Below are 26,338 nucleotides of genomic sequence, written 5' to 3'. Positions count from 1 at the left end.
AATATGAAAGCGCTACTCTGTTTGATTACTCTAGCAGTAATAATTATCGTTAGTTATAAATTAGTAAGAATTTGGTTAATGAAAGTATTTAAAAAATACACCTTAGGTAAATATAGAAAACTTATATTGTATATATTTAAAGTGAATGAATTAACCGCTATATATTCAGAATTTCGAAGAACACTACCTATAAAGTATAGAATATTTAGTTCTTTTAGGCTTAAAAAAAAGGTTATTGTAACTGAAACTATAACCTCTGAGAGAGGATTTGAACTCACCTTGATATCAAATAATATTGTGCTATCAATAAACCCTGACCAGTTTTTAGGTAGTAACCTCGACATAAAAGAAATTAGAGCGTTTTTTAAGTTTTTTTCAAAAGGTGTGTTAAATAGTATCATATATGAAGTCAATTTATCTAAACATCTTAGTGATACTGGTATAAACGAGAAAAAAATTAATAATATCGTACAAGTATTAACTATTTTAGCTAATCTCTTTAGGAATAAAATTTCTTTACAAATAGCTCTAATATATAGTAAAAAAATTCCTGGTGCAGTAGCTTGGGATAAATTACAAAAAGGCCTTTCTAGCTTCCCGTTTTGGCAAAAATTTTTACCGGATGAAGGATGGGCCGAATCGCTGCTAACTCAAGATCAGTTAAAGACTTTAGTAATGGATGAAGGATCTAATACCCAAGAAATTACTGAATTATACAAATTCTTGATGAGCTGTACAAAAGTTACTCCTTATTTACAAAAATTATACTCTGGTCTTGAGGAAAAAACAGCGCCTAAAGTTAAAGGTTTTTATTTGATTGAACAAGAAAATATTAACAGGTTTGTAGGATCAAATGATAATCTTGATGAAATTTATATGACTTCTAAAATTATTAAGTATGGTGGGTTAACGGCTCTAAGTTTAGGGATAGCAATATCCTTACCTATGGCTTATCAGTTAGAGAAACAAGAGCTTAAAGACAAGATACAGTATGGTTTTGAAACTCGCAGTTTAAAATTGAATAAATTTACTTCTGATTTATATTTTCATATTCTCAATGAAAGTTTTTCCGTAGCTGCAAAACCAACCCTTTATTTTAGAAATCATCAAAAAGATTATGACGAAATTTTTGATAATAGTCTTTATGAGAATTTCTTTAAACAACAAGAATATACAAAAGTTTCTGCTATCAATATGCTAGCATTAGCAAGTATTAAGGACTATAGAACATTATCTTTCTTAAGTAAAAATATCCCTATAAGTAGTAATTTTTGGGCAGACCTAACAGATCTTCCTTTGTCAGTTATAATATCTTCTAATATTTTAAATGAAAGATTCGGAGTAAAAACTGGTCAAGGTCTCTCATTAAGCGTTGACATGATTAATAGTAATAAAATAGCTTTAAATAAAGCTCAAATACTTGATGAAGCTGAAAAAAATATAAGTAATATTGCCCAGACTAACGATGCAGTTGTAAGTAAACTATATACAGATATATCAGAATTACTATTTTTGAATATTTTAGGTAGTAACTACGTGGTCAACGATTCTCTGGTAAAAAAAGATATTAGAAGTTTTGCAAAAACATTATTGCTAAATTCTAACCTTGTTTTAACTTCCCAACAGATAATAACCTTGAGTAATAAATTAGCTATCTTGAACTCTATAGTACTGTTACAAGAGTTACATAATTCACAAGATCTATATACATTTAATTACATATTAAAAGAATTTGCGAGCCAGACTAAATTTTTGGGTGAAGAAGATAAAGAATACTTGTTAGAACAAATTTTAGTAGCTATGGATAATTTAGGTACACTTGATATAGTACCCTATACTGATCCTTCAAAGATGTATTCTAAAAGGTACTACTTAAACGTGATTCTTCCTTTTTATAACGAATACACAGATACAATACAACTTTACGAAGGTAACAAGTTTAAGGAAACTCTAGAAGCTTTTTTCGTCAGATCAAAAAGTGCATATGAGTTAAAGTATTTAGTTTACAACTTAAATCGTATAAAAGACCAACTGGATATAGCTTCTTCATCAAATAAGGAAAGTATAGATAAATTATATAGCTTAGCTAAAACACAACTTTTAAACAATTTGCTCGAAGAAGTAAATAATAATTTATCCTTCTTTGCTAAAAACAATAAAACTATAAGCTCTTATATAATTAGTTTGAACGCCTTTGAAAAAACTTTAAATAAATATAAAGAGATCTTGGAAGAAATGGGCGATATATTATCTAAACTTTTTTCAGATCCTAAATCGTATATAGAAAAACGTGATGAATTAGAAAAAGAAATTGACATAAAATTTGACAAATACATTTCTAGCCTTAGTTTAGATCCTAAAATATCTACGATAGTCAGGTTACCGATTAAACAGCTTCGAGAGGTGGCTAATTCACTTATATCTTTATACATAAATGAATATTGGACGATACATATATCTCCTATATACAACCATGTTTACTCTAAATTTCCTTTCAATGTGAATTCAACTGACGAAGCAACGACAACATATCTGACAGAAGTATTAGCTAAAGGTGGCGCTTACGATGGAGAAATCCACTTATTGAAAACTCAGTTTGCATTAAATGAGGATATTATTAGCTATTTGTATCCAAGCAATAAAAACCAACTTTTAGCACTAGAAGAAATTAAAAATACATTATGGGATAAATCAGGTGTTATAAAACCTTTAAGCTTAACCGTTACCTCTGTTAATGGATTAGTCATAAATAGTCTAGATACAAACCCAGCAAAACCTCTAGCTTATATTGGCTTATTCTCTTATGACAACGAAGATATTTATAATATGGGAATAAATAATATAAAGAAAACGTTTAAAATCAACTGGTGGGAAACAGGTGTATGTAGTATTGAGATAGTAGATACAAACAATAACATGTTAAATTTTAAAACAAACTCTGGGAGTTGGTCTTGTTTTAAACTACTAAAGCAAGCTTCAAACAATAATGATGTATTTACGTGGAAATTTAAAGAAGGAAATGTCAGCTTTTATATTCCTTTAAATAGTTTCATGTTTAATCAATAAAATAGGAACCGGTATTTTTGTAAAAAAGGAAATAGAAAAACATATGAATAATAATATTGAAGTTGATAAAGTTGCAAATAGCATATTAACAAAACTATCAGAATGGAAAGAGAATGCTAACGCGAACTTTGTTAAATATGCTCACCAAATATATGCTTCTAAAATACAAAACAAATATAGTAGTTTACTAACACCCTGCCCTAAGGGGGTCTTTCTTAAGGTTACAGATATCGAATATAATAACGATTCTGAATATATTGACCTTTATCAAGAGCTTCAGGTTAATCGTCCAAACTGTCAGGGTTCTTTGTTTTCTATGTTAGATACTAGCTTGATGCCATTTGGTGTCCACCGAGTTCGAAAACTTTCTGATAACTCTATAAACCTAACTTTTAGTAATAATGATAAAACATTCACTTTAGCTAACCAGCGCTTAGTTTTTTGGATTCACTCAGATACTAGTAATATTAAGCGGAGCCTGCAAATATTTAATAATCTAAAGGAAAAAGCCAAGCTAACATACTACAGTGGCTCAGTTGAATCTTGCCTGGAAGTTAATTTAGAACTTGGTCACTCATATAAACAAAAAGTGAACATGGCTATTAAAAATAATATCTATGACCCTAGACTCCAATTTATAGTTAGTATTGATTTTAGCGCAATAAAAGAAATATCTTTTGAGAAATTAGACTTAGAACTAAAGTTTGATACACTAAGTATTCCTGAACATGAATTAATAAAATGTTTTCATACTAATTTAATTCCTATGATGAACCAAGCTGTAGTTAATATTAAGCCTTTTAAGCTAGATGGTAATGATGACATATATTGGCTAAGAACTGATTCTGAGTTAAAGTATCAAGCTTGTGAGTTACGAGGTTTATACTCAAATAATTATTTAATAAACCCCAGTGCGTATCGTATCGTGTATAACGATAACCAGATTGGAGTTGAGTTTAACCAGATAGAGGAGTATTTTAATACTAATATAACAGGCTCAATGTATATCGATTATAACCTAGATGATTCTTTGTATGCAACAGACACAAATTTAAGATGGTACGGGCATAACATTAATCGCTATAAAATTAATGCTATTAGCTCTATTCACAATCATTCTACTAGCGTGGATGAAATAAAAATACGGGCTCTCATCTCATTATTGAGTATCTCCGAGCTAACTAAGTGGACGGTTGATATGTGGAAACACTTATTGACATTTTTTGACAAATTTGCCTACATTAAAATAAACTACTTATTAAATAAAGTTGAAGTCAAAGGAAAGGAAATCGTATTGAATTTTATAACTGATGACGCGGTTATACAAAAATGGATAATATTTTATATACATCAGCTTAAACTTTTTATTAGTCACAATGTACCATATTTAGATACTAAATTAGAGGTGGGCTTTTAGAATGGAAATAAAAGAGATACCTCTTAGCTACCGTAGTTGTATAAAATTTTTGCAAGAAACTTATCCTGACTATCGCTTGGATTATAAGATAAATTGGGATATGGTTACTAGCAAATACATAATCTGTAAAGTAGAGTTATTAGATAATGAAATAATAGTTTATATAAATGCATCATTTTTTATCCACCAAACTACAGATATGTATGATTTATATAACAATATCGAATATATAGCTAGTCATGATAAGGAGTTTGAAAAAAAGCTTTGGACTATGTGGTTTGAATGTTTTAATTACTACATGTATCCATGTTTAACAGATCTTAATAAGTATTATTTAGATTCATCACTATTTTTCTCTTCTCTAGATTATAAAAAAAACTTATTAAGCTTAATAGAACATCAAATTATTCAACTATTTCCTAAAATATTAGTATCTGTTGATATCCATTACGAAAAAGCTACTCTTAATAAAACTTCTTTACTAACTAAAGCAAGCTTTATAGAAAATGTCCGCCTAGCTATAGATATAGAACCTAATTTGTATGTTTGTGGAGTAATTACTTTTTATTTGAAAGATCAAGAGGATGACTATAAAAATGATATAACGTTGTTAAAAGAGAAATTAATTGAAATGTCCCAATTTTCTGGATTAAAGTTTAATAATTTAATGTGCTTAATAGACTATGGACCATTACAATGTAGCATTAATAGTAAATTACAGAATTGCTATTTGGATGGTGGTAAATATTTGGAGAGAATAATATGATTTTTAAGAAAAAATGCCTACTATTGTTAACAATAATTTTGTTATGTTCGTGTGCAAAAGACATTACTGTTGAAATTGCAACAAATAAAAAAGTAAATAAAGGAGCTCCCTTTTTTGTTCTTATCAATAGAAATGATAATATTGCTGACTTCAAAAAAATTACTCCAGATAAGCTACAAAACCAAATTCTCGAAGATGCTTCTTTATATCTATCATATTTAGTAACACCAGGTGTTAAGAAAGATATTACACTTAAAGACCAAAGAGGTGACTTTAGTATATTTTTTATGCTACAAGATGCTGGTACCAAAGTAAATAATTGGAACTATTATATAAAAGATCCTATTGACAAATTTTATAAATTCACTCTAGACAACAATAAAATAACCTTAAATAAACAAAAGGAAGAAAATTATGTGGAAGACTTGTTTTTTTAACATTATTAATGCAGTTGATGATTTTGTGCCAGAAACACAAGGTACGTTTGATATATGTAGAAATACTATATTATCAAAAATCAATAAATTAGAATCAATATTCTTATCGGAGAATGATACTACTGATAATAGCTTTTGCCATTTAATAATTTTTGCTACTGTAGCTTATTGTGATGAATTATTAAGCTTGAAAGCTATTGAACATAACTTTAACTATAAACCAATGCAAGTTGAGTTATTTAATGTTGCTAATGCTGGTGATGTATTTTACGAATATGTTGATTCTATTTTGCAAAGAAAGAAAAATTTAGACTTTATATACCTAATTTACTATTTTTTATTAGAGCATGGATATAGAGGACGTTATGAACTTAATAACCCTAAAAGGTTAATGTATATTAGGCAGTTAGCTTTTTACATTAAACCAACAATAAAGGTTACAAAGTTTGCTTTTAATCAAGATACAAAAAAAAACCTGCTCTGGGCAAAAGTACCAAAGAATATTTTTGCGTTTTCTTCATTTATAGTGTTGATAGTAACTTTCTTTGTTACACAGTACATTTAATAACCCATATGAGGATGTAACCTATGTCAGATACTTTTAACCATACAATTGACGCAGATAAAGATAAAATTGAAATTTCTGGAGAAGCACACAGCCACACCCAAAAGATAACTTTGGATTTTAAGTCAAAGAAATTAACCTTAGAAAATAAAGAATTAAAGGTTTGTATCGATTCCGAAGAAGAATACATCACCCTCCATAATGGCGAATCTAGCATTAAAATAGAAAAAAATAAAATTACATGCAAGGCACCTACGTTTGAAATAGACTGTGATAGCTTTGCCATTAACTCGAAAGAAACCGAAATTAAAGCTAGTAAGAGTGTTGATATAAAATCACCTAAAGTAAATACAGGTTAGTTTTCACCAACGTTACAAATGATTTTTTATTCTATAACAATTTAATACAGGATTATTTTATGTTTGACATTAATAAGTCTAAAGCTACTATAGCTAAACTTGAAGAAGTTTATAATAAGTTACCTTCAGAGGTTGCTAAAACTATTGATTTAAATAAATTACTGGAAAAAGAAAAAACTTTCGTTGAGTATGATAATTTTCTTAGCAAAATTCCAACGGATAATCTGGAAGATATCTACCAAAAATTATCTGACCAAAAACTTACTTTTTTAGATGATGGATATACTGATGGCTTAATGGAATCTATAGAGACAGATCTACACAAGTTACTAACGTTAGCAGATGAAAACTTGAATCGTTCTCCCAATATAGAGCTAAAAGGAATATTTAACGAGATAGATTTTCAACAAATATCCAGAGAAGAGTTATATAAAATTAATTATAAAGCTTTAGGTAATGCCATCCAAGCTCATAGTGTCGATGTTGTAGCTCCTGGAGTTGCCATATTACAAAATATAATTAATAATTCAAACGCATTATTTAATATTACCGCACCTCAAATTCTTCTAGACAACGAATTGTTTCAGCCGGCTACCTCATACAACATTGAAATTAATAAACTAGGCTCTTATTTAGCCAAAAACTCTGCTAACCCTGATGTAGAAAAAATAAAAAATAGTATACTTAATTCCTTACAGCATTTTGAACAGATAAAAAATAACCCTAACATAAAGGGATATGCAGATAAAAATGTAGAAGCTTATTATACCATATCAAATTTTAAAAATAATTTTAAAGGTAACGTTAATGACGAGGTTAGTGTTGACAAAGTAAGTTCTTTAATTAATACATTAAGCTCCCAAGTTACAGATGTTAAGAATCTTAAAATAAATAATAGCTTATTACTTAATCAAACCAATAGCATCAATCCTGATTTATTACAAAATTCTCTTACATCTTTAACTAGTCTAAACAATATCAATCAAAAATTAGATTTTTTAAGTACTGCAAATTGCTGTTCTGATTTTGAAAAACCAGAATTCCAGCTTGAAATAGCAAATGTTGATACAAGTTTTGAAGAATTTACTTCAAGCTTAGATAATATAAATCAACTTTCTGAAATCAACCCTTTAGGAGAAGAGTTAGTCGATTTAAATAGTAAAGTTTCTGATATGCAGCAACTACTCGATACTCAAAATCTACAGAATATTAATATAAATGATATGGATATAAATGCTAATGTGTTAAATCAAATGGACGCCTTAAGTGGGGACATCCACAGTTCTTTTTGTGACTTAGATCATCCAAATATGAAGTTAGATTTAGGAATGACACCAGCTCTACCATCGTTTCTAATTCCAGATATACAAGATTTATTACCAGAACTTCCTGCAGACCTCTCAATTGATTTACCTGTTTTAGATCAACCAACCTTAGATTTACCATCTTTAGATTTGCCAGACTTACTTTTAGACTCAAAATTTAAATTAGCTTCGCTACTTAATGATTTTGGTTCATGTCCTAACTTATCACCCAAACTTTCAGGCTGGTTAAATAAATTGGATACGCCTATACCGTCCATAGATAGCCAATTTGGTACAGCTAAGCTAGCTGTTAATTTACTCTCTCTTAATACTAGGGTTATGGATTTGTCATTAGCTTCACCTACGTTAGATACGCCTACGTTAAATATACCTACGTTAGATATACCTAACTTAATGGTTTCTTCAGTTGCTATGCCTGCGTGTGTGATTGGTTTACTTGGTAAAAATCGTAGTACTACTTCTGGTTCAAAAGAATTATACGTAGTTTCTGGTGCTAAAGTTAAATGTTCTTTTGGGTCTTCTGAAATGCCTTTAAATGTACTCCCTACAGGTGTTTTTATAGAAAAATTGGCTCCCACATTACCTATTAACTTTATTCCTTACCTTAATATCCCATCATTTGGTACATGCAAAAATCCTATGCACCCAGTTGTGATGGCAACAGGTATGCCACAGCCTTGTATACCTATTGTTTCACCTTGGTTACAGTTAGCTCAAAAATCTCAAGTTAAAGGTTTGCCAGTTGTTAGAGCTAATAGTTGTTCTTATTGTATTTATACAAGCATGACTGGTAAAGTAACAATAAGTAACCCAGGACAGAAGAAAACCGTTGCAGAATAAAAACCAATATAAGTAGCCATCAAATTTATTTGTTCTTAAATAATAGCCAAAGTCTTAATCCCTTATACCTGTATTAAAATATTAAACGGCATCAAAAAAAGTTTGCACCCTAGCTACTCAACTGTTACAGATTTTGCTAGGTTTCTAGGTTGGTCAACATCTGTACCTTTGATAATAGCCACATGATATGAAAGAAGTTGTAATGGTATAGTAAATACGATCGGAGCACTAAAGTCACTACCTGCATCTAGCTCTAACACTATACTGTTATCAAAGCTAACTCTATCTTTTATTGCTTTGTCAACGAAAAGAACAAGCTTGCCTCCTCTAGCATGAACTTCTTGGAGGTTAGATAAAGTTTTATCCAATAACTCATCATTAGGTACTACTGCCACAATTGGCATATTTTTATCCACTAAAGCTAAAGGACCATGCTTTAACTCTCCTGATGGGTAAGCTTCTGCATGTATATAAGATATTTCTTTTAGTTTAAGTGCTCCTTCTATAGCTATTGGAAAATACAATCCTCTACCTAAAAATATCGTATGTTCCTTATCAGAAAAATACTCACTTATTCCATCAATTTCAGCATCTAGCTTAAGGGCTCCTAAAGCTAAAGCTCTAATGTTTTTTAACTCTTGTGTATAACGCGATAATTCGCTATCTGAAAGTTTTCCTTTTAGTTTTGCCATAACTAATGTAAATAAAGCTAAAGCCACCAGTTGTGTAGTAAAAGCTTTTGTAGATGCTACACCAATTTCCACTCCTGCTTTAGTCATAAAAACAACATCTGACTCACGCACAAGAGAGCTATTTGGCACATTACATATACACATACTCCCTATGTAATTTTGTTTTTTACTTTTTCTTAGTGACTCTAAAGTGTCAGCTGTCTCTCCAGATTGAGAAATACTCACAAACAAAGATCCATCTACTACAACATTATCTCGATATCTAAGCTCACTAGCAATCTCTACACTACATGGAATTTTAGCGTACTTCTCTATCCAATATTTTGCTGTTAAACCAGCATTGTAACTTGTACCACAAGCAACTATACAGATATGTTGTGTTTTTTCAAACAGCTCTTGTGTCTGTTTATTGAAATTTTCTAAACAAATTTCGCCATCCTCACTAAGGCTTGATGTAATAGTATTTGATATTGCTTCTGGCTGCTCATATATTTCTTTAAGCATATAGTGCTTATAACCATCTTTTGAGGTACTCATAGAAGAGTAGTTATACTCTTCTACTTCAAGGTTTTTAGGTGCCCCTTGACTATCAAACACCTCTATATTATCCCGAGAAATTATCGCAATATCGCCTTCGTCAAGGTAAGAAAACTTATTTGTAACTGGAAGCAATGACAAAGCATCTGATGAAATAAAATTCTCATCAATGCCAACTCCTATAACCAATGGAGACCCCGAACGAACAGCTACAATCTTGTCTAAGAATTTTTGTGAAATTATAGCTAGAGCATAAGCACCCTTTAACATTGAAACAGTATGTTTTATGTTTTCTATTATCGTCTTATCATCACTCCACTCTCTATCTAGTAAATGTGCTACCACTTCTGTATCAGTGTCTGATTTAAAGGCGTAACCTTCAGCAATTAGAGACTTTTTTAATTCTGCAAAATTCTCTATTACACCATTATGAACTATACAAAAATTATTTGATGCATGAGGATGAGAGTTGGCTTTAGATGGCTTACCATGAGTCGCCCATCGAGTATGAGCAATACCAATATTACCCTTTAACTGCCCTACTAAAGCATGAACTGATTTTTCAAGCTCTACAACTTTACCAACTTCTTTACACACATCTATTTTATCGCTTATTACAGCAAGACCTGCTGAGTCATAACCACGATATTCTAGCTTTTTAAGCCCTTCAATCAAAATGTTTGTTACATTTCTCGTTGAATTTGCTCCGACTATCCCACACATAAATTAATATACCCTATGATTTTTTTATTTATCTTACTTAGTAACTTTTTTAACAGGCCTTTCCCATGTATCTATATGACGCTGTCTAGCTCGTGAAATTGCTAGATTATCAGCAGGCACATCTTTAGCTATCGTTGATCCTGCTCCTATTGTAGCTCCTTGACCAATATTGACAGGTGCTATAAGTTGTGAATCTGAACCTACGAAAACATAATCCCCAATTATTGTTTTATGTTTATTTGCTCCATCATAGTTACAAGTAATTACCCCTGCGCCAATATTGCAATTTTGCCCTATCTCACTATCTCCAAGATACGTAAGGTGTGAAGCTTTTGACCCCTTACCAAGAGTGACTTTTTTAGTCTCAACAAAATTACCAATAACTGCTTCTTCTTTAATATCACATTCTGGACGCACTCGTGCAAAGGGTCCAACTATAGCTCCATTTCTAACAATAGAACCATCTATCATGCTATTTGCCTTTATCTTAACATTATCCTCAATCGTGCAGTTTTTGAGGATACAATTAGCTCCAATAACAACATTATTGCCTAATTTTACATTTCCTTTAATTATTACATTTATATCTATCCAACAGTCTTTACCAACTTCTAGATTACCTCTAACATCAAATCTATTTGGGTCAGCAATACTCACACCTTGTGCCATAATTTTTTCTGCTACATTTCTCTGCCATACTCTTTCTAAATTTGCCAATTGAGCCCTATCGTTGACACCTAAAATTTCGAACTCTTCTATCGGATGAGTTACATTTATAGAAACTGAGTCATTTTTTGCAAATGTAACTATATCTGTTAAATAATATTCTCCTTGGGCGTTATTTGCTTGTAGCTTAGGTAACCATTGTTGCAATAAGTTTTTATGAACACAGTATATGCCTGTATTAATCTCTTTTATTTGACGCTGGACATCATTAGCATCTTTTTCTTCGACTATACCAGTCACAGCTCCAAATTTATCCCTTACTATACGTCCTAACCCAGATGGGTTATCAACAAATGCTGTCAAAACTCCCAAATCATGATTATGGGTAGTACTTACTAAGTTATCTAAAACCTCAGTTGAAATAAGTGGTACATCCCCGTAAAGTATAAGTACTTTTTGCTCCTGCAGATACGGTAAGGCTTGTAACACGGCATGACCTGTACCTAACTGCTCAGCCTGATGTACAAAAGTAATGTTTCTATTGGAAAGTGTTTGCTCAAGTTGCTCTTTTAGATGTCCATTTACTACTACAATATTAGTAGGATTTAATTTCTCCACAGACTCAATAACATGTTTTATCAATGGTTTAGAAGCTAAAGTCTGTAAAACTTTAGGTTTATTTGAATTCATTCTAGATCCTTTGCCTGCTGCTAAGATCACTACTGATAAGCTCATAAAAATCTCCTTATAATACTTTGCCACATTGTTCTAACAAAATAGTGATTATCTGGTAATGATCATCAAACATTTTATCATACATGTTTTCTACTATAGACTTTATATCAATCCATTTTGCACCTTTAGCATCATCTGCTGGCGCTATATTTGGTAGACTATTATACCCCTCTAATACAAATAAACCAACGTGTGTAATAGTTTGCCCTCTTATAGAACGTGATGGATAATCAAAAACAAAATTGCCTCTATTAGCTAAAGCCAGCTGTTCTGTAGATATATCTATATTTGTCTCTTCATATAGCTCTCTAACTATTGCTTGTGCGATAAATTCCCCATGATCCAGGAATCCACCTGGCAATGCCCATAAATTTTTACCTGGAGCTTGCTTTCTTTGAATAAGTAAAACATGATCATTTACCATAACTAAAGCATCTACAGTTACAAATATTGGTTTATGTGGTGCAAATGCCCACTTAGCTTTATAGTCTACTACTAGCTGATTCTCTTCTTTTAAAAGATGGTACTGATCGGTAAGCATAAATTCCTGTAGCATTTTGTAAGTACCAGCTGTTGGGTCTTCACAACACATGTATTCTGCTAAAATGGTACCTTTATAATACTGCTTCCTAAAATTTGTTGCATTGAACTTCTTATAATTATCAACGGATAAATAGTCCCACTCACTGAAGCTTTTTAGATAGTAACTTGATGCATCCTTTTCATGTCCTACTACTACTATGCTATCATTAAATACAGTATGTTTATTTACATTAGCACGTAAATCATCTTCCCATTTTTGCTCTTGGTAGTAATAATCAGCCAAAGGTTCTATCTCTACCAAGCTTAGATCTATACCTAAAATATCTAAATCAGCTTCTATCATCTGCTTTCTTTGCTCAAAAGAAAACGGGTTTTTTATATTAGAAGCGCAATAAGAACTTCCCACGTTTATAATTATTCTTTTACTAAGAGATAGAGCCTTTAAAATATTATGCAAATGCCCCTTGTGAAAAGGTTGAAAACGCCCTATAAACACTGATACATCATACATTTTTCTGCCTATGTGCTTAAAACTTGTGGTGTAACATCGCTATTATATACCTGACTACCAGACGGTGCTGTTATATTAGTATAGTTATCTTGACTTTCAATATTATCATCAGTATCTTGTTGTTTACTTTTTTGAATAGTTCTATCATACGAACCAAAACCTATAGAGCTTATTGCTCCTGCCAAACCACCTAAACCAGACTTACTATTAGATGTATCTGATAAACTTGAAGGCTTTAATGAACTTGAAGTAACACTAGCTTGGGCAGCTTTTGCTAAATTGATATTATCCTGACTTTTTAGTACTTGTCCATCCAAGGCTTTACGAATTTGATTTAATAATCCAACCTCCTGATCTATATGGTTATCTGCCAAAGTTTTACCATCAGCATTAAATACCGCCGGTACAGTCACGAGACTTGATAACTCATCTATTTTACGTACTTTTATAACAAAAACTAAATTTTTTGTATTATCTTTAACTGTTATAATATGTCCTGTTAAGACCTTATCTTCTAACGATAAAATTTCATAACGGTCCGAATAGTTTTTAAAATAGCTTTCTAACAAATTAATAGTTACTAGCAACGGTTCACGAAATACTAGCTTAAGCGCTCCTTTATCATCATAAACTACACTGATAGATATTTTAGATATTTGATCAGCTACTATCTTACTCATATCAAATTTATCATTGTAATTTGGAGGCAGCATTCCTTTTTCTGCTTCTTCTACTTGAGACTTGGCAAAAGTATTATCACCTTCTGGTAAGGTAAACTTAGGATCTATTAGTTCACCATTTAAGCCAGCAGGCATTTTTAAAGATGGGTTTTCAACTACTTCTGCTCGGGCATAATCAAGCTTTCTATTTCTAAATGGAGAACCTTCAACAGTATCTGATAAACTTTCGTAAGAAAAATCGTTCTCTACCTGATTCATCGAGCAACCTTGTAGTAAAGTAACAAAACTTACCAAAACTACTATTTTGGTTATTTTTTTCATTGTTTAACACTAATTAACTTAACAAAATTTGTTAGCTAAACATTATAACACAGTGCTATACTTAAATATAATAAAAAGCTTAGGTTGTAGACAACATAGGAAGGTTATGCAAGATTTTTTATTTATATTTATACAGTATATTCTACCTCATGGTTTTATATCACGCCTGGTAAGCAAATTAGCTAACTCAAAAAACAAGTTTATAAAGAATTTCCTAATAAATGCTGCTGTTAAAAAATTTAAGATAAATTTAGCGGAAGCAAAGTACTCTGAAATTAGCAAGTATAATTCTTTTAATGACTTTTTTACCAGAGAATTGGCAGATGACTTTAGACCACTAGAAGATGATCCTAAAGTAATCAGCTCTCCGGCTGAGGGTGTACTAAGCCAGTTTGGACAAATAGATAATAGAACAACACTCATACAGGCTAAAGGAAAATTATTTTCTCTTGATAAGCTAATCGCAAATAGTTCTAAAACTCACTTCACTAAATTTGCAACTATATATTTATCACCTCGTGACTATCATCGTGTGCATATGCCTATTGATGGAAAACTTACTAAAATGGTTTATATACCTGGCAAATTATTTTCGGTTAATAAACTTACTACTGAGAAAGTAGATAATATTTTCGCTAAAAATGAAAGATTAATTTGCTACTTTGATACAAAAATTGGAGAAGTTGCTGTAATATTTGTTGGGGCATTATTAGTTGCTGGAATTGAAACTATTTGGCATGGCAAGATAGCTCCTAATTACTACAGTGAAATACAAACTTGGTTTTATAATGATAGTAAATATAACCTTGAGTTTAAAAAGGGAGATATCTTAGGATGGTTTAATTTTGGTTCAACCATCATACTATTATTGCCAAACGACAATGTAGCCTTTACACTTAAAAACAACAATACCCCTATTCACGTTAATCAAAACTTAGCCTTTATTACTGAATAAAGTTTTACGTTAACCCAACAACGACTAAAGATATTTGAATTACTTACTCTTTTTGACCTACATTCATTAATATAAGCTTCTTCATTTTGGTTTTCTCTGAACTGATTCTCTTGAGTTCTAAACCTAGCAGGCAATTTAATACCAAACCTTTTTGCCCATTTTCTAATAGTTACATGTTTAAATCCAAGTACTTTTTCAGCGTCTTGGTAACTAAGTCCTTGTTTTTGACATTTTAATAATACCTCTTCAGCTGAACAATTAAATCTATCCTGAATTATTAGTTCAAAATTACCTGTGTATTGGTTTGCCATAAATAAGTCTCCCTTAAACTTAGGTTTTATTACTGTTACAACCAACTATAAATATCGATATTATAGAGTAGTATAGTTTGAGCCCTCACTTTGATATTACAAGCTATCAAGAAATGGCTATAACTTTTTATACAGCAAATTTTAGAGTTTAATTTTAAGGGAAAAATTATTTAACTTTCAAGTTAAAAAAAATTATGCCACAGCTGAATAGACTGGTTTGTCCTAACTTATAAGTAGCTTTATATGTCTGTAAACTTAAACTGCAGCCCAAGCCTTTAAATTACAAAGGTTTTTTACCTATATTAGTCAATCTAAGGTACTCTAAATTCATAAAAAACAAATTTTTATTTAGGTTTTTTTTAAACCAAAAAATTAAATAGCTAATTTTTAGTAAATAAAAAGATTTAGCGCGTTTTTGAAGTAATTTGAAAGAGTAATTAAAAAATTTTATTTAAGTGAACTTTAATCAATAGGAATAAGTCCAGCTAAGTAAGTTTTTTGTATACAGTCATTTTTATCTAGGTATTTTGCACCATTTGAATCAGTTTTAGTTGGACATTGATTACTTGTTACACATGAGCTTAAGACTATAGAACATAAAATAATTATTGCGATTTTTTTCATAAATACTCTCCTTTACTTAGCTGTTTGTTGCTCAGTAGGTTTGTTATCAGCAGGTAACGGTTGGTATGTTGATACACATGAAGCTAATATGCTAGATATTAGAACGATTAATGTAATTTTTTTCATGATACATCTCCTCATAGTTTATTCAATTTTGAGTAGGTCATTAACAAAAAGCCTCTCACATATGTATTATTTATAACACATAGTTTATATATACTCAACATTTTATATTACTTTTTAACAGGATTTAAATCTATTAGTTTAGAGATATTGGAGAACCTTCCTGGATTGTTTGTAATAGCATATTCCCATATTTCTTTATCTGAAACTATAGTAACAGCTAGCTTAGCTCTAGTTACGCCAGTATAAACTAGCTTATTTGAAAGAATTTTATTTGCTTTTTGAGGCAAAATTAGCATTACTTCATCAAACTCGGAACCTTGAGCTTTATGTATTGTCATTGCATATGCTATTTCATGCTTTGGTAGCAGAGATATATTTATTTTTTTAAAACCAGTATTTGAATTTTCAAAATAAACCTCTTGATTATAAACCAAACCGACATCTCCATTAAAAACGTCTAGAGTATAATTATTTTCTGTTATCATAATCGGCTTACCATCATAATAATCAGTATCTTTTTTACCTAAAAGTTTTACTATCTTCTTATTAAAGTTATCTACTCCTATCTGAGTATTTTTATTAGCCAACAATATCCTGAAAGATTTTAAAATTTCAAAAGATTTTTTAACATCCTTAAGTTTCGAAAGTTTAATATAATATTTATGGACAAAATCAGATAAAACAACGTCTAGTTTACTAAGTGAATGGAAATTTATTGAACCATAAATATTACTTTCGGAATACAAATTTTTATAATTTTCATTAATTATACTGTTAGCAAATTCGGATATCACTCTATTTGAACGGTAATTTTTTTGTAGATATATGATACATTCATTAATCAGCTCAAAATCACTGTAGCCAGTTACTTGGCCAATAACTTTCTTAGTCTCATTAAGATTATCTCTAATACTTTTTATTTTAGTAAATTCCACTAATAAATTACCAACTTCTACTGCAGGTAGTTGATTAACATCTCCAACTAATATAAGTTTGCAACTAGGTTTAATCGCTTGAAGAATTTTCACGAACAAACCTATATCTAGCATAGATGCTTCATCTATAATCAAAGCATCACAATCAGCTAGATTGTCTTTATGGTATTTAAGTTTAGAAGAATTATTTCGCACACCCAAAAATCGATGTACTGTCATAATTTCTATATCAGTATTGACATTAAGTTGATCTAGTTCTAATGATTCTATTAATCTATTAGTTGCTTTACCCGTAGGGGCTAATATTTGAATGCTTAACTTAGTATTTGAATTTATATATTCTAGGGCTATTAAAAGCTTCATGATAGTAGTAGTTTTCCCTGTACCAGGGCCTCCAGAGATAATACTAAAACCTCTAATAAGACTATTTGCTACTGCTATCTTTTGGTAATTAATAGTCTCAGACTTATCAAATAACTCTTTTAATATTTTTTTAGCTTTTTCAAAATCTAAATTTTTAAGGTCTAGTTTTAATTTACTGGATACAACTTCTGCAATTTCATTTTCATATAACCATAGCCTTCTAAAATATAAGCAGTCAAATTTATAAACTATTGGATATTCTTTACTAGCAAGGTTCAAGCTTTCAATTTTTTGCTGTAACTTAGCCAAGCTTTCAAATTTATAACCCACTTTGGATGTATCTTGTTGAGGTTCAGACCATAAAGTTTGATCTGCTATCTCAATTAAATCTAAACAGCTATGACCTTGTCTATAACTTTCGCTTAAAGCGATTAAAAGATGAAAAATATCAGGGTTATCGTTGTTTAAGAAATCAGAAATTTCTTTTGCAAGAAAATAATCTATAGCCTGTATGTCTGATAAATAGCTTTGACAGTCTTTAAGAGTTTTATAAACCATTATCCTCTCCAAACAAACTGTCTAAGGTTAGAACGATTTGCTTTTCTAAAATAACACTATAAACACCGTATCCATCCTTGAAACCTCTTAAATAAAAATAATACACTCCACCAAAGTTTTTATCAAATTCATAATTTTCTAGATTTTGTCGTAAAAAGCGGTGTAGTGCTACACCATATATTAAATATTGTAAATCATACATGCTTTGCTGATTTTTTATTTCCATAGCCTCTTGATTATAGTCACTTATTTTATCACCCAGGTAATTAGTTTTATAATCAGCCACATAGAAACGTCCCTCATACTCAAATATAAGATCTATAAAGCCATGTAACATCCCAAATAATCTTTGGTAATCACACTCTAAACTATTTGAATTTCTATACTTAGCTAAAATTTGGTAAATATCTTTTTTAAATAGTGATACATTCGTTACAGGCAAATAAAACTCAGCCTCTCTTAAGGTTCTTTCCATAGTTAAATTTTGCAACTTGAAATAATTATCTCTTTTATATAAGTTTGGAATATCAGCTCGTACAATCTCTTCTATCCAAGCCTTTAAATGAACAAAATCAGCTTCCTCTATAACCTTATAAATCATCATTTGTTCTTTTATTATCTGATCATCTAAAGGCTTACTAAAGTCACTTAACTCAAGTATATTATGTAGTAAATTACCTGTATCAGCTCCTTTGGCCGCCCTAAATTTTAGTTCTGAACTAGTGTTGGTACCTTTATCATCTTCCTTTAATTCATCAATTTTAAAATCTAAGGGCTGTTCATATTGGGTATGAATTGATCTAGTAATACTTGAAAATGACATCAGCTGCCAATCTTTTTCAACCTTTTTTGTAAATCTTTTTGCTACAAGCTTATCTAAATCTATAGAGCTATTTCTAGATTTATATCCAATAAAATCGATCTCATCAAAAATTATTAACTCACTATAATTATTTGGATTATTCGTCACTTTTTGAATCTTATCTTTCCAGCTAGCAGTCTCTGTATACTCCAAAAATAATGCTAATGGACTATATTGTGACTTATTAAAATTAGCAACACCAATATAGCATCTATCAACTGCTCTAGTAACTGCTACATATAAAAGCCTCATAGCCTCTTCTAAGCCTTGTAATCGAATGTTTTTTATAACTAACTGGTCTTCACCGATCTGATAGTAAGTTTTCTCAAGCATACTAATTTTATTTATAGGAGAGTTTTTTTCTAGTTTAGCATCACTAGCAAATGGCACAAAAACTACAGGATATTCAAGGCCTTTAGAGCCATGAATAGTAACTATTTTTATTAGCTTTTCATCACTTTCTAGCCTAAGTTCAGTTTGACCTGATGAACTTTGATTATTCATCTGCTTTTCTAACCAATTAATAAGCTGATCTTTTGATTTATACTTGTTTTCAGCTATTTTTATTAACTCTGCTAAATGTAAAATATTTGTAAGGATTCTTTCTTTGTTAAATTCTCGGACAACAAAATCATTATGCAAAAGCTCCATAATCAAAGCCATAACACCTTGAGTAAACCATATTTTCCTTAATTGCTTAACTCTTTCGACTATTTGCTGCCATTTCAAGCTTGTATCAAAGCTTCTATAATCTAAAAAATCATCTGCCGTTTTACCAAAAAATGCTGTAGCTAAAGCTTGCCTTAGGAGTTTTTGGTCTTGATGATTGCTAAGACCATTTAATAAAGTATATAACTGACAAGCCTCATCTGTAGCATAAATATTACTTCTTTCACTTAAATATACTGAACTAAGACCAACTTCCTTTAAGTTTTCTGTAATAAGTTTAGCTTGGTTTGAATTTTGTACTAATATAGCTATATCTTCTTCTTGGACTTTTTGAGTTTTTAATAATTTAACTATCTCACTTGCTGTCCACTTAGCAAGTTGTAGTCTTAAATCATCTGTTGTTAGGTTTTTTTCAGCATCCTCATGCTTTGGATCATAAAGAAAATAGTTAATTGCTGCCAAGTTATCATCAAAGTTTCTCTCACCTAAAGTTTTAGCAGCTTTGATTACTTGATAACCAATACCTTGACTAAAAACATCTTCTTTATAATCTTTAGATGCTGATAAAATGTCACTTTTATAAAATAATCTATTATAAGCTGCTATCATCTGATTAGTAGAGCGCCAATTTGTATCCATTGTCCAAATATATTTTGCACTTTGCTTAGCTCTTAGATAAGTATAGATATCTCCACCCCTAAATCTATAAATAGCCTGTTTAGGGTCACCTATCATCACTAAAAATAGCTCTTCTTTTTTAAGGGGATAAATAGTATCTAATATTTCATATTGCTCATTATCAGTATCTTGAAATTCATCAATTAGTGCTACAGGATACTCTTTTTGTAAAAATAATGCTAACTCTTGCGAAGTTTTTAGAGCGTCTCGTAACTTTATAATCAAATCGTCAAAATCTAAAACAGCGTTTTTGGCTTTAAGGTTTTTGAACTCTTCTCTAATATCCAAACAAATTTGTTTTGCTAAAACATATGCTTTGAAAACCTGCTTGTAAGTATCAATATCTTTAATTTCTTTAATGTATTTATCTTTAAGTGCTTTTAAATTACAAAAAATCGGCTCAAACTCTTCTTTTAAGTTTCTATAACGATTACCATTTACAAAATTTAAAAGCTCTTTAGGAATACTAGTTAACTTATAATCTAAACACCATTCTTTTATAATGTTCCATTCTTGTTCTCTTTCACTCTTCTTACTATGATTATTTACTAATTTCTCAAATATAAAATCGCAATGAATAGAGACCTCTTCAAAAGCTTTTAGCTTCTCTTCATATAATTGTTTTTCAATAACCTCAAAAGATAAAGCTTCAATTTCATTATTAGAAAGTATAACCTCCCTGAAACCTTTAGAGCTTTGACCAGATCCATTTATAAAATTTTCAGGAGTGTGCCAATTTGCAGACCTAAGCAGATTAAACTTTGCTTCGTTAGAGTTAATGTATTTACGAAAATATTCCCGTGTGGCTTCTAATAATAGCTCGGATGTATCAACTTCCATAGATACATCCATATCTATACCACTTGCAAAAGCTTGCTCACTTAGAACTTTTTTACAAAATCCATGTATGGTAAAAATAGCAGCCTCATCTATTTCTAAAAGTGCTTTTTTTAGGTGCTTACGCTCTGAAGAATTATTATCATAAGTTGTTAACTTTTCTCTAATTTTACTTTCTACTCTACCAATAATTTCTTGAGTAGCATCTTTCGTAAATGTCATCACAAGGATATTTTTAGGTAAAAGGTTTTTCTTCAATAATAAGCGAACGTATAGTTCTGTAATATTATAAGTTTTACCAGTACCGGCACTAGCTTCTATAATATGGCGACCGGTTAAAGGCATTTCCTTTATATCTAATGGTTGCATCAATAAGATTGTCCCTACTTATATTTCTTTAAATATCTTACAGCTTCATATTTACCCTAACAAGTACTATAATTCTTTTAACATTTAAAAAATAATTATTAATCATGGATATAAATCAACTACTTTTAACTATCTTAATGGCTGGTATTCCTCTAATATTTGCTATAACTATGCATGAAGCTGCTCATGGGCTTGTAGCAAAATTACGCGGAGATAATACAGCTTATATGCTTGGTCGTGTAACGCTTAATCCTGTACCTCATATAGATCTAATAGGCACAATTCTAGTTCCTGGGCTTATGTTATTATCATCACTTACTGCTGGCTTTCCTTTTATCTTTGGTTGGGCAAAACCTGTACCTGTTGATTACAGTAAGCTTAAAAATCCTCGTTCAGATATGGCTTTAGTTGCTCTAGCTGGTCCTATGACAAATTTTCTAATGGCTTTACTTTGGGCTTTAGTTGCCAAATACGTAACTTTACGTCCTTATTTTCAGAGCATGGCTTTATATGGTGTGATGATAAATGTAGTTTTAATGGTGTTAAATTTGCTACCAATTCCACCATTAGATGGTAGTAAAGTTATTTCAGCATTTTTATCACCTAACGCAGCCCATAAATATAATAGTTACCAACACTATGGGTTTATTATTCTATTGGTACTAATTATCATCCCTTTTGCTGGCTCAAATCTTTTATTTTATATTATGGATCCATTTATAACTGGTGTTATGAAGCTTATACAACTAGTTATTTTTTAATTTTAATAACGTTTTAGACATGCTACTTTGAAATTAAATATATAAGATGGTGCCGGAGGCCGGACTCGAACCGGCACTCTGTTGCCAGAACCGGATTTTGAATCCGGCGCGTCTACCAATTTCACCACTCCGGCAAGAATGGTTGTTTTATTATAAACTATTATAAGCCTTCTGGCCAATTATTTATGATAGTACCTAAAGATAAATCCAATTCTACTAATTTATCTTTGATTTCATTTAAAGATTTTTTACCAAAATTTGGTGCTTTTAGTAACTCTGTTTCTGTTTTTTGTACAAGCTCACCTATATACCTAATATTTACTGCTTTTAAACAGTTTGAGGATCTTGCTGTTAGATTCAACTCTTCAACGTGCTTTAACAATAAAGGATCTATATTTTTAGTAGGGTCTTCTACAAAAACACCTTGGTTTATTTCATCAACATTAACCACATTAACTAATTGACTTTGAATCTTAGCAGCTGCTAGTCTTAAAGCATCTTGAGAAGTTATATTACCATTAGTTTTAATATCAAAGCCTAAACTATCAAGATCTGTACGTCTGCCAACACGGGCATTTTTAACTTCAAACTCACAAAAAGTGACTGGCGAAAAAGTAGCATCTAGCAAGAATTCACCATCTTTGAAACTTTCTAATGCTGGTCTATAGCCAACGCCCTTTTCAACTTTAGCTTCTATTTTAAGTTTTTTACCACCTATGTAGCTACAAATAAACACATCTTCATTTATAGTCAAACCTTCAGTTAATTTAGCTTCTTCAGAAAAAATCTCTTCAGCAGAACCTGATAAATCAAAAATAATAGTTCCTGTATCTACATTATCAGCTAATGTTACAGCAAGAGCTTTAACATTTAGGATAATATCAGCAACAGTTTCTTCACATGGAATTATATCTTCTAAAGAAGTAACTTTACCATCGTTAATTTTGATACTAGTAATACACGCTCCGCCAATAGAGTAAAGCATAGTCTGCTTTAAGGCAAAACCAAGAGTGTAACCAGCACCTCTATCTAGCGCTTCAAAAGAGAATTTAGTTGCATTTTTACCGTAGTCATTTATCTTAATATTAGTAGGGTGTAGTAAATTTTCTATAGCCATAGTTGTTGAGAAACCAAGTATATTTATGTAGAGATATTTTCAATTCCAAAGATTATAACACATAAATTCAATTTTTTAATAGATTAATTGAGCCTTATTTTATTTATACTATCAAGCTTTGTTTTAATCTTACTTTCAAAACCATTTGCTGTGGGTGTATAAAAATGCTGATCTATATCTACAGGTAAATATTGTTGCTTCACATACGAGTTTGGGTAATCATGAGGGTATAAGTATTTGCTGTCTTTATAATTTTTAAGATGTTGAGGTACATCTATATTTCCTTTACTCTTAATTACCTCTAAAGCTTTCTTATATGCCTTATAGCAAGCATTACTTTTAGGTGCTACTGCTAGGTATATAGCTGCTTGAGATAAAGCTAACCTACCTTCAGGCATACCTAGTTTCTCATAAGCATTCCAAGCATCTAACGCGACTCTTAAAGCTTGTGGATCAGCATTACCAATATCTTCAGAAGCTATACAAAGCATTCTTCTAGCTATAACTAAAGGATCTACTCCATTTTCTAACATCAACCCTAACCAAAATATAGCCGCGTCAGAATCAGTCCCTCTTATAGATTTATGAAAAGCTGATAATTGCTCATAAAATTCTTTACCATCACGGTGAAAATTTCTAGTTGTTTCACCAACAGCCTTATCAAACAACTCTTTGTTGAAAACAATAGTATCTGACTGGTCACTAATCAAAAACATTCTTTCTACTAAGTTTAAAATCTTACGACAATCGCCTTCACTATAATTATATATCGCGCTAGTAAGATCGTTTTCTAAAGAAATATTATATTTTGAAAGTATAGCATCTTGTTTTAGTGCCCTTTGAATTAAGTTTTGCGTACCTAATTGATCTAGTCTTTTTAATCGTAGTATAAACACTCGAGAGATTAAAGCATCATTTAAGTAATAAGTTGGATTCTCGGTAGTAGCCCCTATTAAAATTATTCTTCCTGACTCCACATACGGCAAAAGCAAATCTTGTTGAGATTTATTAAAGCGATGAATTTCATCTAAGAATAAAACAAAACTATCTAAATGCTCGTTATCAGCTATTATTTTTTTAACCTCTTTCACCCCTGAGTCTACAGCTGATAATTCAAAAAATTCCAAGTCTTTTGATTTAGCTATAATCCTTGCAACAGTAGTTTTACCAACACCTGTTTTGCCGCATAAGATTAGAGAACAAACACTATCAGCTTTACTAAATATCTTGGTTAAAACGCCATTTTCAGTAAGTAGATGCTCTTGCCCAGCTACTTCCTCAATATTTTGTGGTCGCAATCTAGCAGCTAGTGGAATGTGTTTCATATTTTAAGCCTTATAAAAACATGTAATGAATTCTAAAATGTTGTGTCATTTCTGGCTTGATCCGGAACCTCTTTACTATTGGCTATGATTTAAAAGATTCCCTCTTTCGTGGAAATGACAATTTTTTATTATAATTTACTTACTATTTTCAATTTAGTTTATAACAATCTTATACTTACTCTTAACCAACTCATAAAGCATACCTTCTCGTACCGCACCATTTGATAAATTCATTTGAGAAACTCCCAAACAGTCAAATATCGCATATAGGATAGCCACACCACCAGCTAATACACTTTCTCTGTCTTCACGCAAACCTTCAAAGCTGATATTTTCAACTTGCCTCTTATCCATCATCATGGTGATCAAATTGTTCAGAAATTCTTTAGTAATAGCTGATGACCCTGTCATTTGCTGACAAATATTCGTTACTGATATAATTGTTCCCGAAGATCCTAATACCACATCCCAACCAACTTTTTTATATTTAAGAATAATCGGTCCTAATATCTTTTTAGCTCTAGCAACTGTTGTGTAAAAATTACTAAAATCCAACTTATCATTGCCAAAAAAATCTTTCTGCATCCCCACACAACCCATATCCAAGCTACGCGCTATCAGTATTTTATTACCTCTACCAATTACAAGCTCAGTTGAGCCACCTCCGATGTCTATAACTAAAGTCTTCTGATGAATATCTTGGTTATCTCTAGCACCAACATAAACTAATCTTGCCTCTTCTGCACCTGAAATAATTTTTATTTTTGTGCCTAATGCCTTATCAAGCCTTTTTTTAAACCCTTTAATGTTATTCTTGGCTTTTCTTAGAGTATAAGTTCCTACAGCCCTAATGTATTCTACATTATAAGCTTTTATTTCCTTTGCGAAGAACTCTAGACATTCAATAGCACGGTCTTGCGCTTCTTTACTTATTGTAAGATTGTTATTTAATCCTGCTCTTAGTTGTACTTTTTGTTTTTGTTTAGAGAGTATAACTACCTCACCACTAGTTTTGATCTCACTTATAAGCATGTGAAAACTATTTGAACCTAAATCTATGGTAGCTACTATCTTAGACATTTTTAAAACCTACTTTTGTTACTATTACTCATTATAAAAAAATATCAGCAAAATAGCTAAAAAAATTTGTTTGAAGAGTTTTTTTGTTTATAATGAACATTATAAATTTAACAACTAAACTAGTCTTTATATAAAAAACAAATCCATAACTAGTTTAAAGTAATCCTACAAAAATCAGCTTTTTATAAAATCAATGTATTAAAATAAAGGAAAAACAAAATTATGTCAAAATGCATCAATATAACAGACAGCCAATTTCAAGATGAAGTGTTAAACAGCAATATCCCAGTTTTATTAGATTTTTGGGCTCCTTGGTGTGGGCCATGCAAAATGCTGTCTCCTATACTTGACCAAGTAGTTGAACACTACGGTGATAAAATCAAAGTTTGTAAGATAAATATTGATGATAATGAAGAAACTGCAACAAAATTTGCCGTTCGTGGTGTTCCTACTCTTATGGTTTTTAAAGATGGTGGACATAAAGAAACTAAAGTTGGTGTAGTACAAAAAAGTCAACTTGTATCAATCTTAGATAAGTATCTATAAGTCATAGCTTCGTTCAACCTATTATTATTTACAATATAT

At 30.9% G+C, this 26,338-nt stretch carries 21 protein-coding genes and 1 tRNA gene; 10 read left to right on the top strand and 12 right to left on the bottom strand.

Annotation, left to right across the window (positions count from 1 at the left end):
- Positions 1-3: 3 nt before the first annotated feature.
- From E3E15_RS01735 to E3E15_RS01705, 7 genes are read left to right on the top strand one after another with little or no spacing between them, the layout of a single operon-like run.
- Positions 4-3,066: a hypothetical protein gene (locus E3E15_RS01735; protein ID WP_172106356.1), complete on the top strand. Its 3,063-nt coding sequence runs from the start codon at positions 4-6 to the stop codon at positions 3,064-3,066.
- A 43-nt stretch (positions 3,067-3,109) separates the two neighbouring features.
- Entirely contained in the window at positions 3,110-4,483 is a 1,374-nt protein-coding gene (gene iglH / locus E3E15_RS01730) for a type VI secretion system baseplate subunit TssF/IglH (protein ID WP_035721292.1), read from the top strand.
- Position 4,484: 1 nt separating this feature from the next.
- The gene (locus E3E15_RS01725) at positions 4,485-5,249 is read left to right on the top strand and encodes a hypothetical protein (RefSeq protein ID WP_035721290.1); all 765 of its coding nucleotides are present in this window, start codon (positions 4,485-4,487) and stop codon (positions 5,247-5,249) included.
- Entirely contained in the window at positions 5,246-5,686 is a 441-nt protein-coding gene (gene iglE / locus E3E15_RS01720; protein ID WP_035721288.1) for a type VI secretion system lipoprotein IglE, read from the top strand. Before E3E15_RS01725 ends, iglE begins: the two co-directional genes overlap by 4 nt.
- Positions 5,664-6,251, top strand: a complete 588-nt coding sequence (locus tag E3E15_RS01715; protein WP_035721286.1) for a DotU family type IV/VI secretion system protein — start codon at positions 5,664-5,666, stop codon at positions 6,249-6,251. The genes iglE and E3E15_RS01715 overlap by 23 nt, the downstream gene beginning before the upstream one ends.
- A 23-nt stretch (positions 6,252-6,274) precedes the next feature.
- Positions 6,275-6,610 carry a hypothetical protein gene (locus E3E15_RS01710; protein WP_035721284.1) on the top strand — a complete coding sequence of 112 codons (336 nt, stop codon included), beginning with the start codon at positions 6,275-6,277 and terminating at the stop codon, positions 6,608-6,610.
- Between the two features lie 59 nt (positions 6,611-6,669).
- A complete protein-coding gene (locus tag E3E15_RS01705; protein WP_172106355.1) occupies positions 6,670-8,775 on the top strand; it encodes a DUF4280 domain-containing protein in 2,106 nt (701 codons plus the stop codon).
- A 113-nt stretch (positions 8,776-8,888) separates the two neighbouring features.
- Here E3E15_RS01705 and glmS read toward each other — a convergent pair whose 3' ends face one another.
- The 4 genes from glmS to E3E15_RS01685 are packed head-to-tail and all read right to left on the bottom strand — an operon-like array spanning position 8,889 to position 14,183.
- On the bottom strand, positions 8,889-10,727 hold the full coding sequence (gene glmS / locus E3E15_RS01700) for a glutamine--fructose-6-phosphate transaminase (isomerizing) (protein WP_035721282.1): 1,839 nt from the start codon (positions 10,725-10,727) through the stop codon (positions 8,889-8,891).
- Positions 10,728-10,760: 33 nt separating this feature from the next.
- Positions 10,761-12,128 carry a bifunctional UDP-N-acetylglucosamine diphosphorylase/glucosamine-1-phosphate N-acetyltransferase GlmU gene (gene glmU, locus E3E15_RS01695; protein ID WP_035721280.1) on the bottom strand — a complete coding sequence of 456 codons (1,368 nt, stop codon included), beginning with the start codon at positions 12,126-12,128 and terminating at the stop codon, positions 10,761-10,763.
- 10 nt (positions 12,129-12,138) lie between these two features.
- Positions 12,139-13,182, bottom strand: coding sequence for a bifunctional nicotinamide-nucleotide adenylyltransferase/Nudix hydroxylase (locus tag E3E15_RS01690; RefSeq protein ID WP_172106354.1), 1,044 nt, complete (start codon positions 13,180-13,182; stop codon positions 12,139-12,141).
- An 8-nt stretch (positions 13,183-13,190) separates the two neighbouring features.
- Positions 13,191-14,183, bottom strand: a complete 993-nt coding sequence (locus E3E15_RS01685) for a hypothetical protein (RefSeq protein WP_035721275.1) — start codon at positions 14,181-14,183, stop codon at positions 13,191-13,193.
- A 106-nt stretch (positions 14,184-14,289) separates the two neighbouring features.
- Between E3E15_RS01685 and asd the strand changes: the two genes are divergently transcribed.
- Positions 14,290-15,138 carry an archaetidylserine decarboxylase gene (gene asd / locus E3E15_RS01680; RefSeq protein WP_172106353.1) on the top strand — a complete coding sequence of 283 codons (849 nt, stop codon included), beginning with the start codon at positions 14,290-14,292 and terminating at the stop codon, positions 15,136-15,138.
- Here asd and fevR read toward each other — a convergent pair.
- The 4 genes from fevR to recB all read right to left on the bottom strand — a co-directional run bounded on the left by fevR (position 15,111) and on the right by recB (position 21,470).
- Positions 15,111-15,449, bottom strand: a complete 339-nt coding sequence (gene fevR / locus E3E15_RS01675) for a transcriptional regulator FevR (protein WP_035721268.1) — start codon at positions 15,447-15,449, stop codon at positions 15,111-15,113. The genes asd and fevR overlap by 28 nt on opposite strands.
- Positions 15,450-15,911: 462 nt before the next feature.
- Positions 15,912-16,073, bottom strand: coding sequence for a hypothetical protein (locus E3E15_RS01670; RefSeq protein WP_172106352.1), 162 nt, complete (start codon positions 16,071-16,073; stop codon positions 15,912-15,914).
- Between the two features lie 233 nt (positions 16,074-16,306).
- Positions 16,307-18,055: an exodeoxyribonuclease V subunit alpha gene (gene recD / locus E3E15_RS01665; protein ID WP_172106351.1), complete on the bottom strand. Its 1,749-nt coding sequence runs from the start codon at positions 18,053-18,055 to the stop codon at positions 16,307-16,309.
- A complete protein-coding gene (recB, locus tag E3E15_RS01660) occupies positions 18,045-21,470 on the bottom strand; it encodes an exodeoxyribonuclease V subunit beta (protein ID WP_172106350.1) in 3,426 nt (1,141 codons plus the stop codon). Before recB ends, recD begins: the two co-directional genes overlap by 11 nt.
- 104 nt (positions 21,471-21,574) lie before the next feature.
- On the opposite strand from recB, the gene E3E15_RS01655 reads away from it, so the two are divergent.
- Positions 21,575-22,231 (top strand): site-2 protease family protein, encoded by a 657-nt coding sequence (locus E3E15_RS01655; protein ID WP_172106349.1) that lies wholly within the window; start codon positions 21,575-21,577, stop codon positions 22,229-22,231.
- 47 nt (positions 22,232-22,278) lie between these two features.
- Here E3E15_RS01655 and E3E15_RS01650 read toward each other — a convergent pair.
- The 4 genes from E3E15_RS01650 to E3E15_RS01635 form a co-directional block, all read right to left on the bottom strand.
- Positions 22,279-22,365, bottom strand: a tRNA-Leu gene (locus E3E15_RS01650).
- A 26-nt stretch (positions 22,366-22,391) separates the two neighbouring features.
- A complete protein-coding gene (locus E3E15_RS01645) occupies positions 22,392-23,348 on the bottom strand; it encodes a DNA-directed RNA polymerase subunit alpha (protein ID WP_172106348.1) in 957 nt (318 codons plus the stop codon).
- Between the two features lie 83 nt (positions 23,349-23,431).
- The gene (locus E3E15_RS01640) at positions 23,432-24,673 is read right to left on the bottom strand and encodes a replication-associated recombination protein A (protein WP_035721256.1); all 1,242 of its coding nucleotides are present in this window, start codon (positions 24,671-24,673) and stop codon (positions 23,432-23,434) included.
- 153 nt (positions 24,674-24,826) lie between these two features.
- Positions 24,827-25,753, bottom strand: coding sequence for a Ppx/GppA family phosphatase (locus E3E15_RS01635; protein ID WP_172106347.1), 927 nt, complete (start codon positions 25,751-25,753; stop codon positions 24,827-24,829).
- 222 nt (positions 25,754-25,975) lie between these two features.
- Between E3E15_RS01635 and trxA the strand changes: the two genes are divergently transcribed.
- Positions 25,976-26,299, top strand: a complete 324-nt coding sequence (gene trxA / locus E3E15_RS01630; protein ID WP_035721249.1) for a thioredoxin — start codon at positions 25,976-25,978, stop codon at positions 26,297-26,299.
- Positions 26,300-26,338: the final 39 nt, after the last annotated feature.

Source organism: Allofrancisella frigidaquae, from assembly GCF_012222825.1.
GTDB classification, from domain to species: Bacteria; Pseudomonadota; Gammaproteobacteria; order Francisellales; family Francisellaceae; genus Francisella; species Francisella frigidaquae.
The sequence above is the reverse complement of the archived record's forward strand: the minus strand, read 5'-3'. Positions and strand labels throughout refer to the sequence as shown.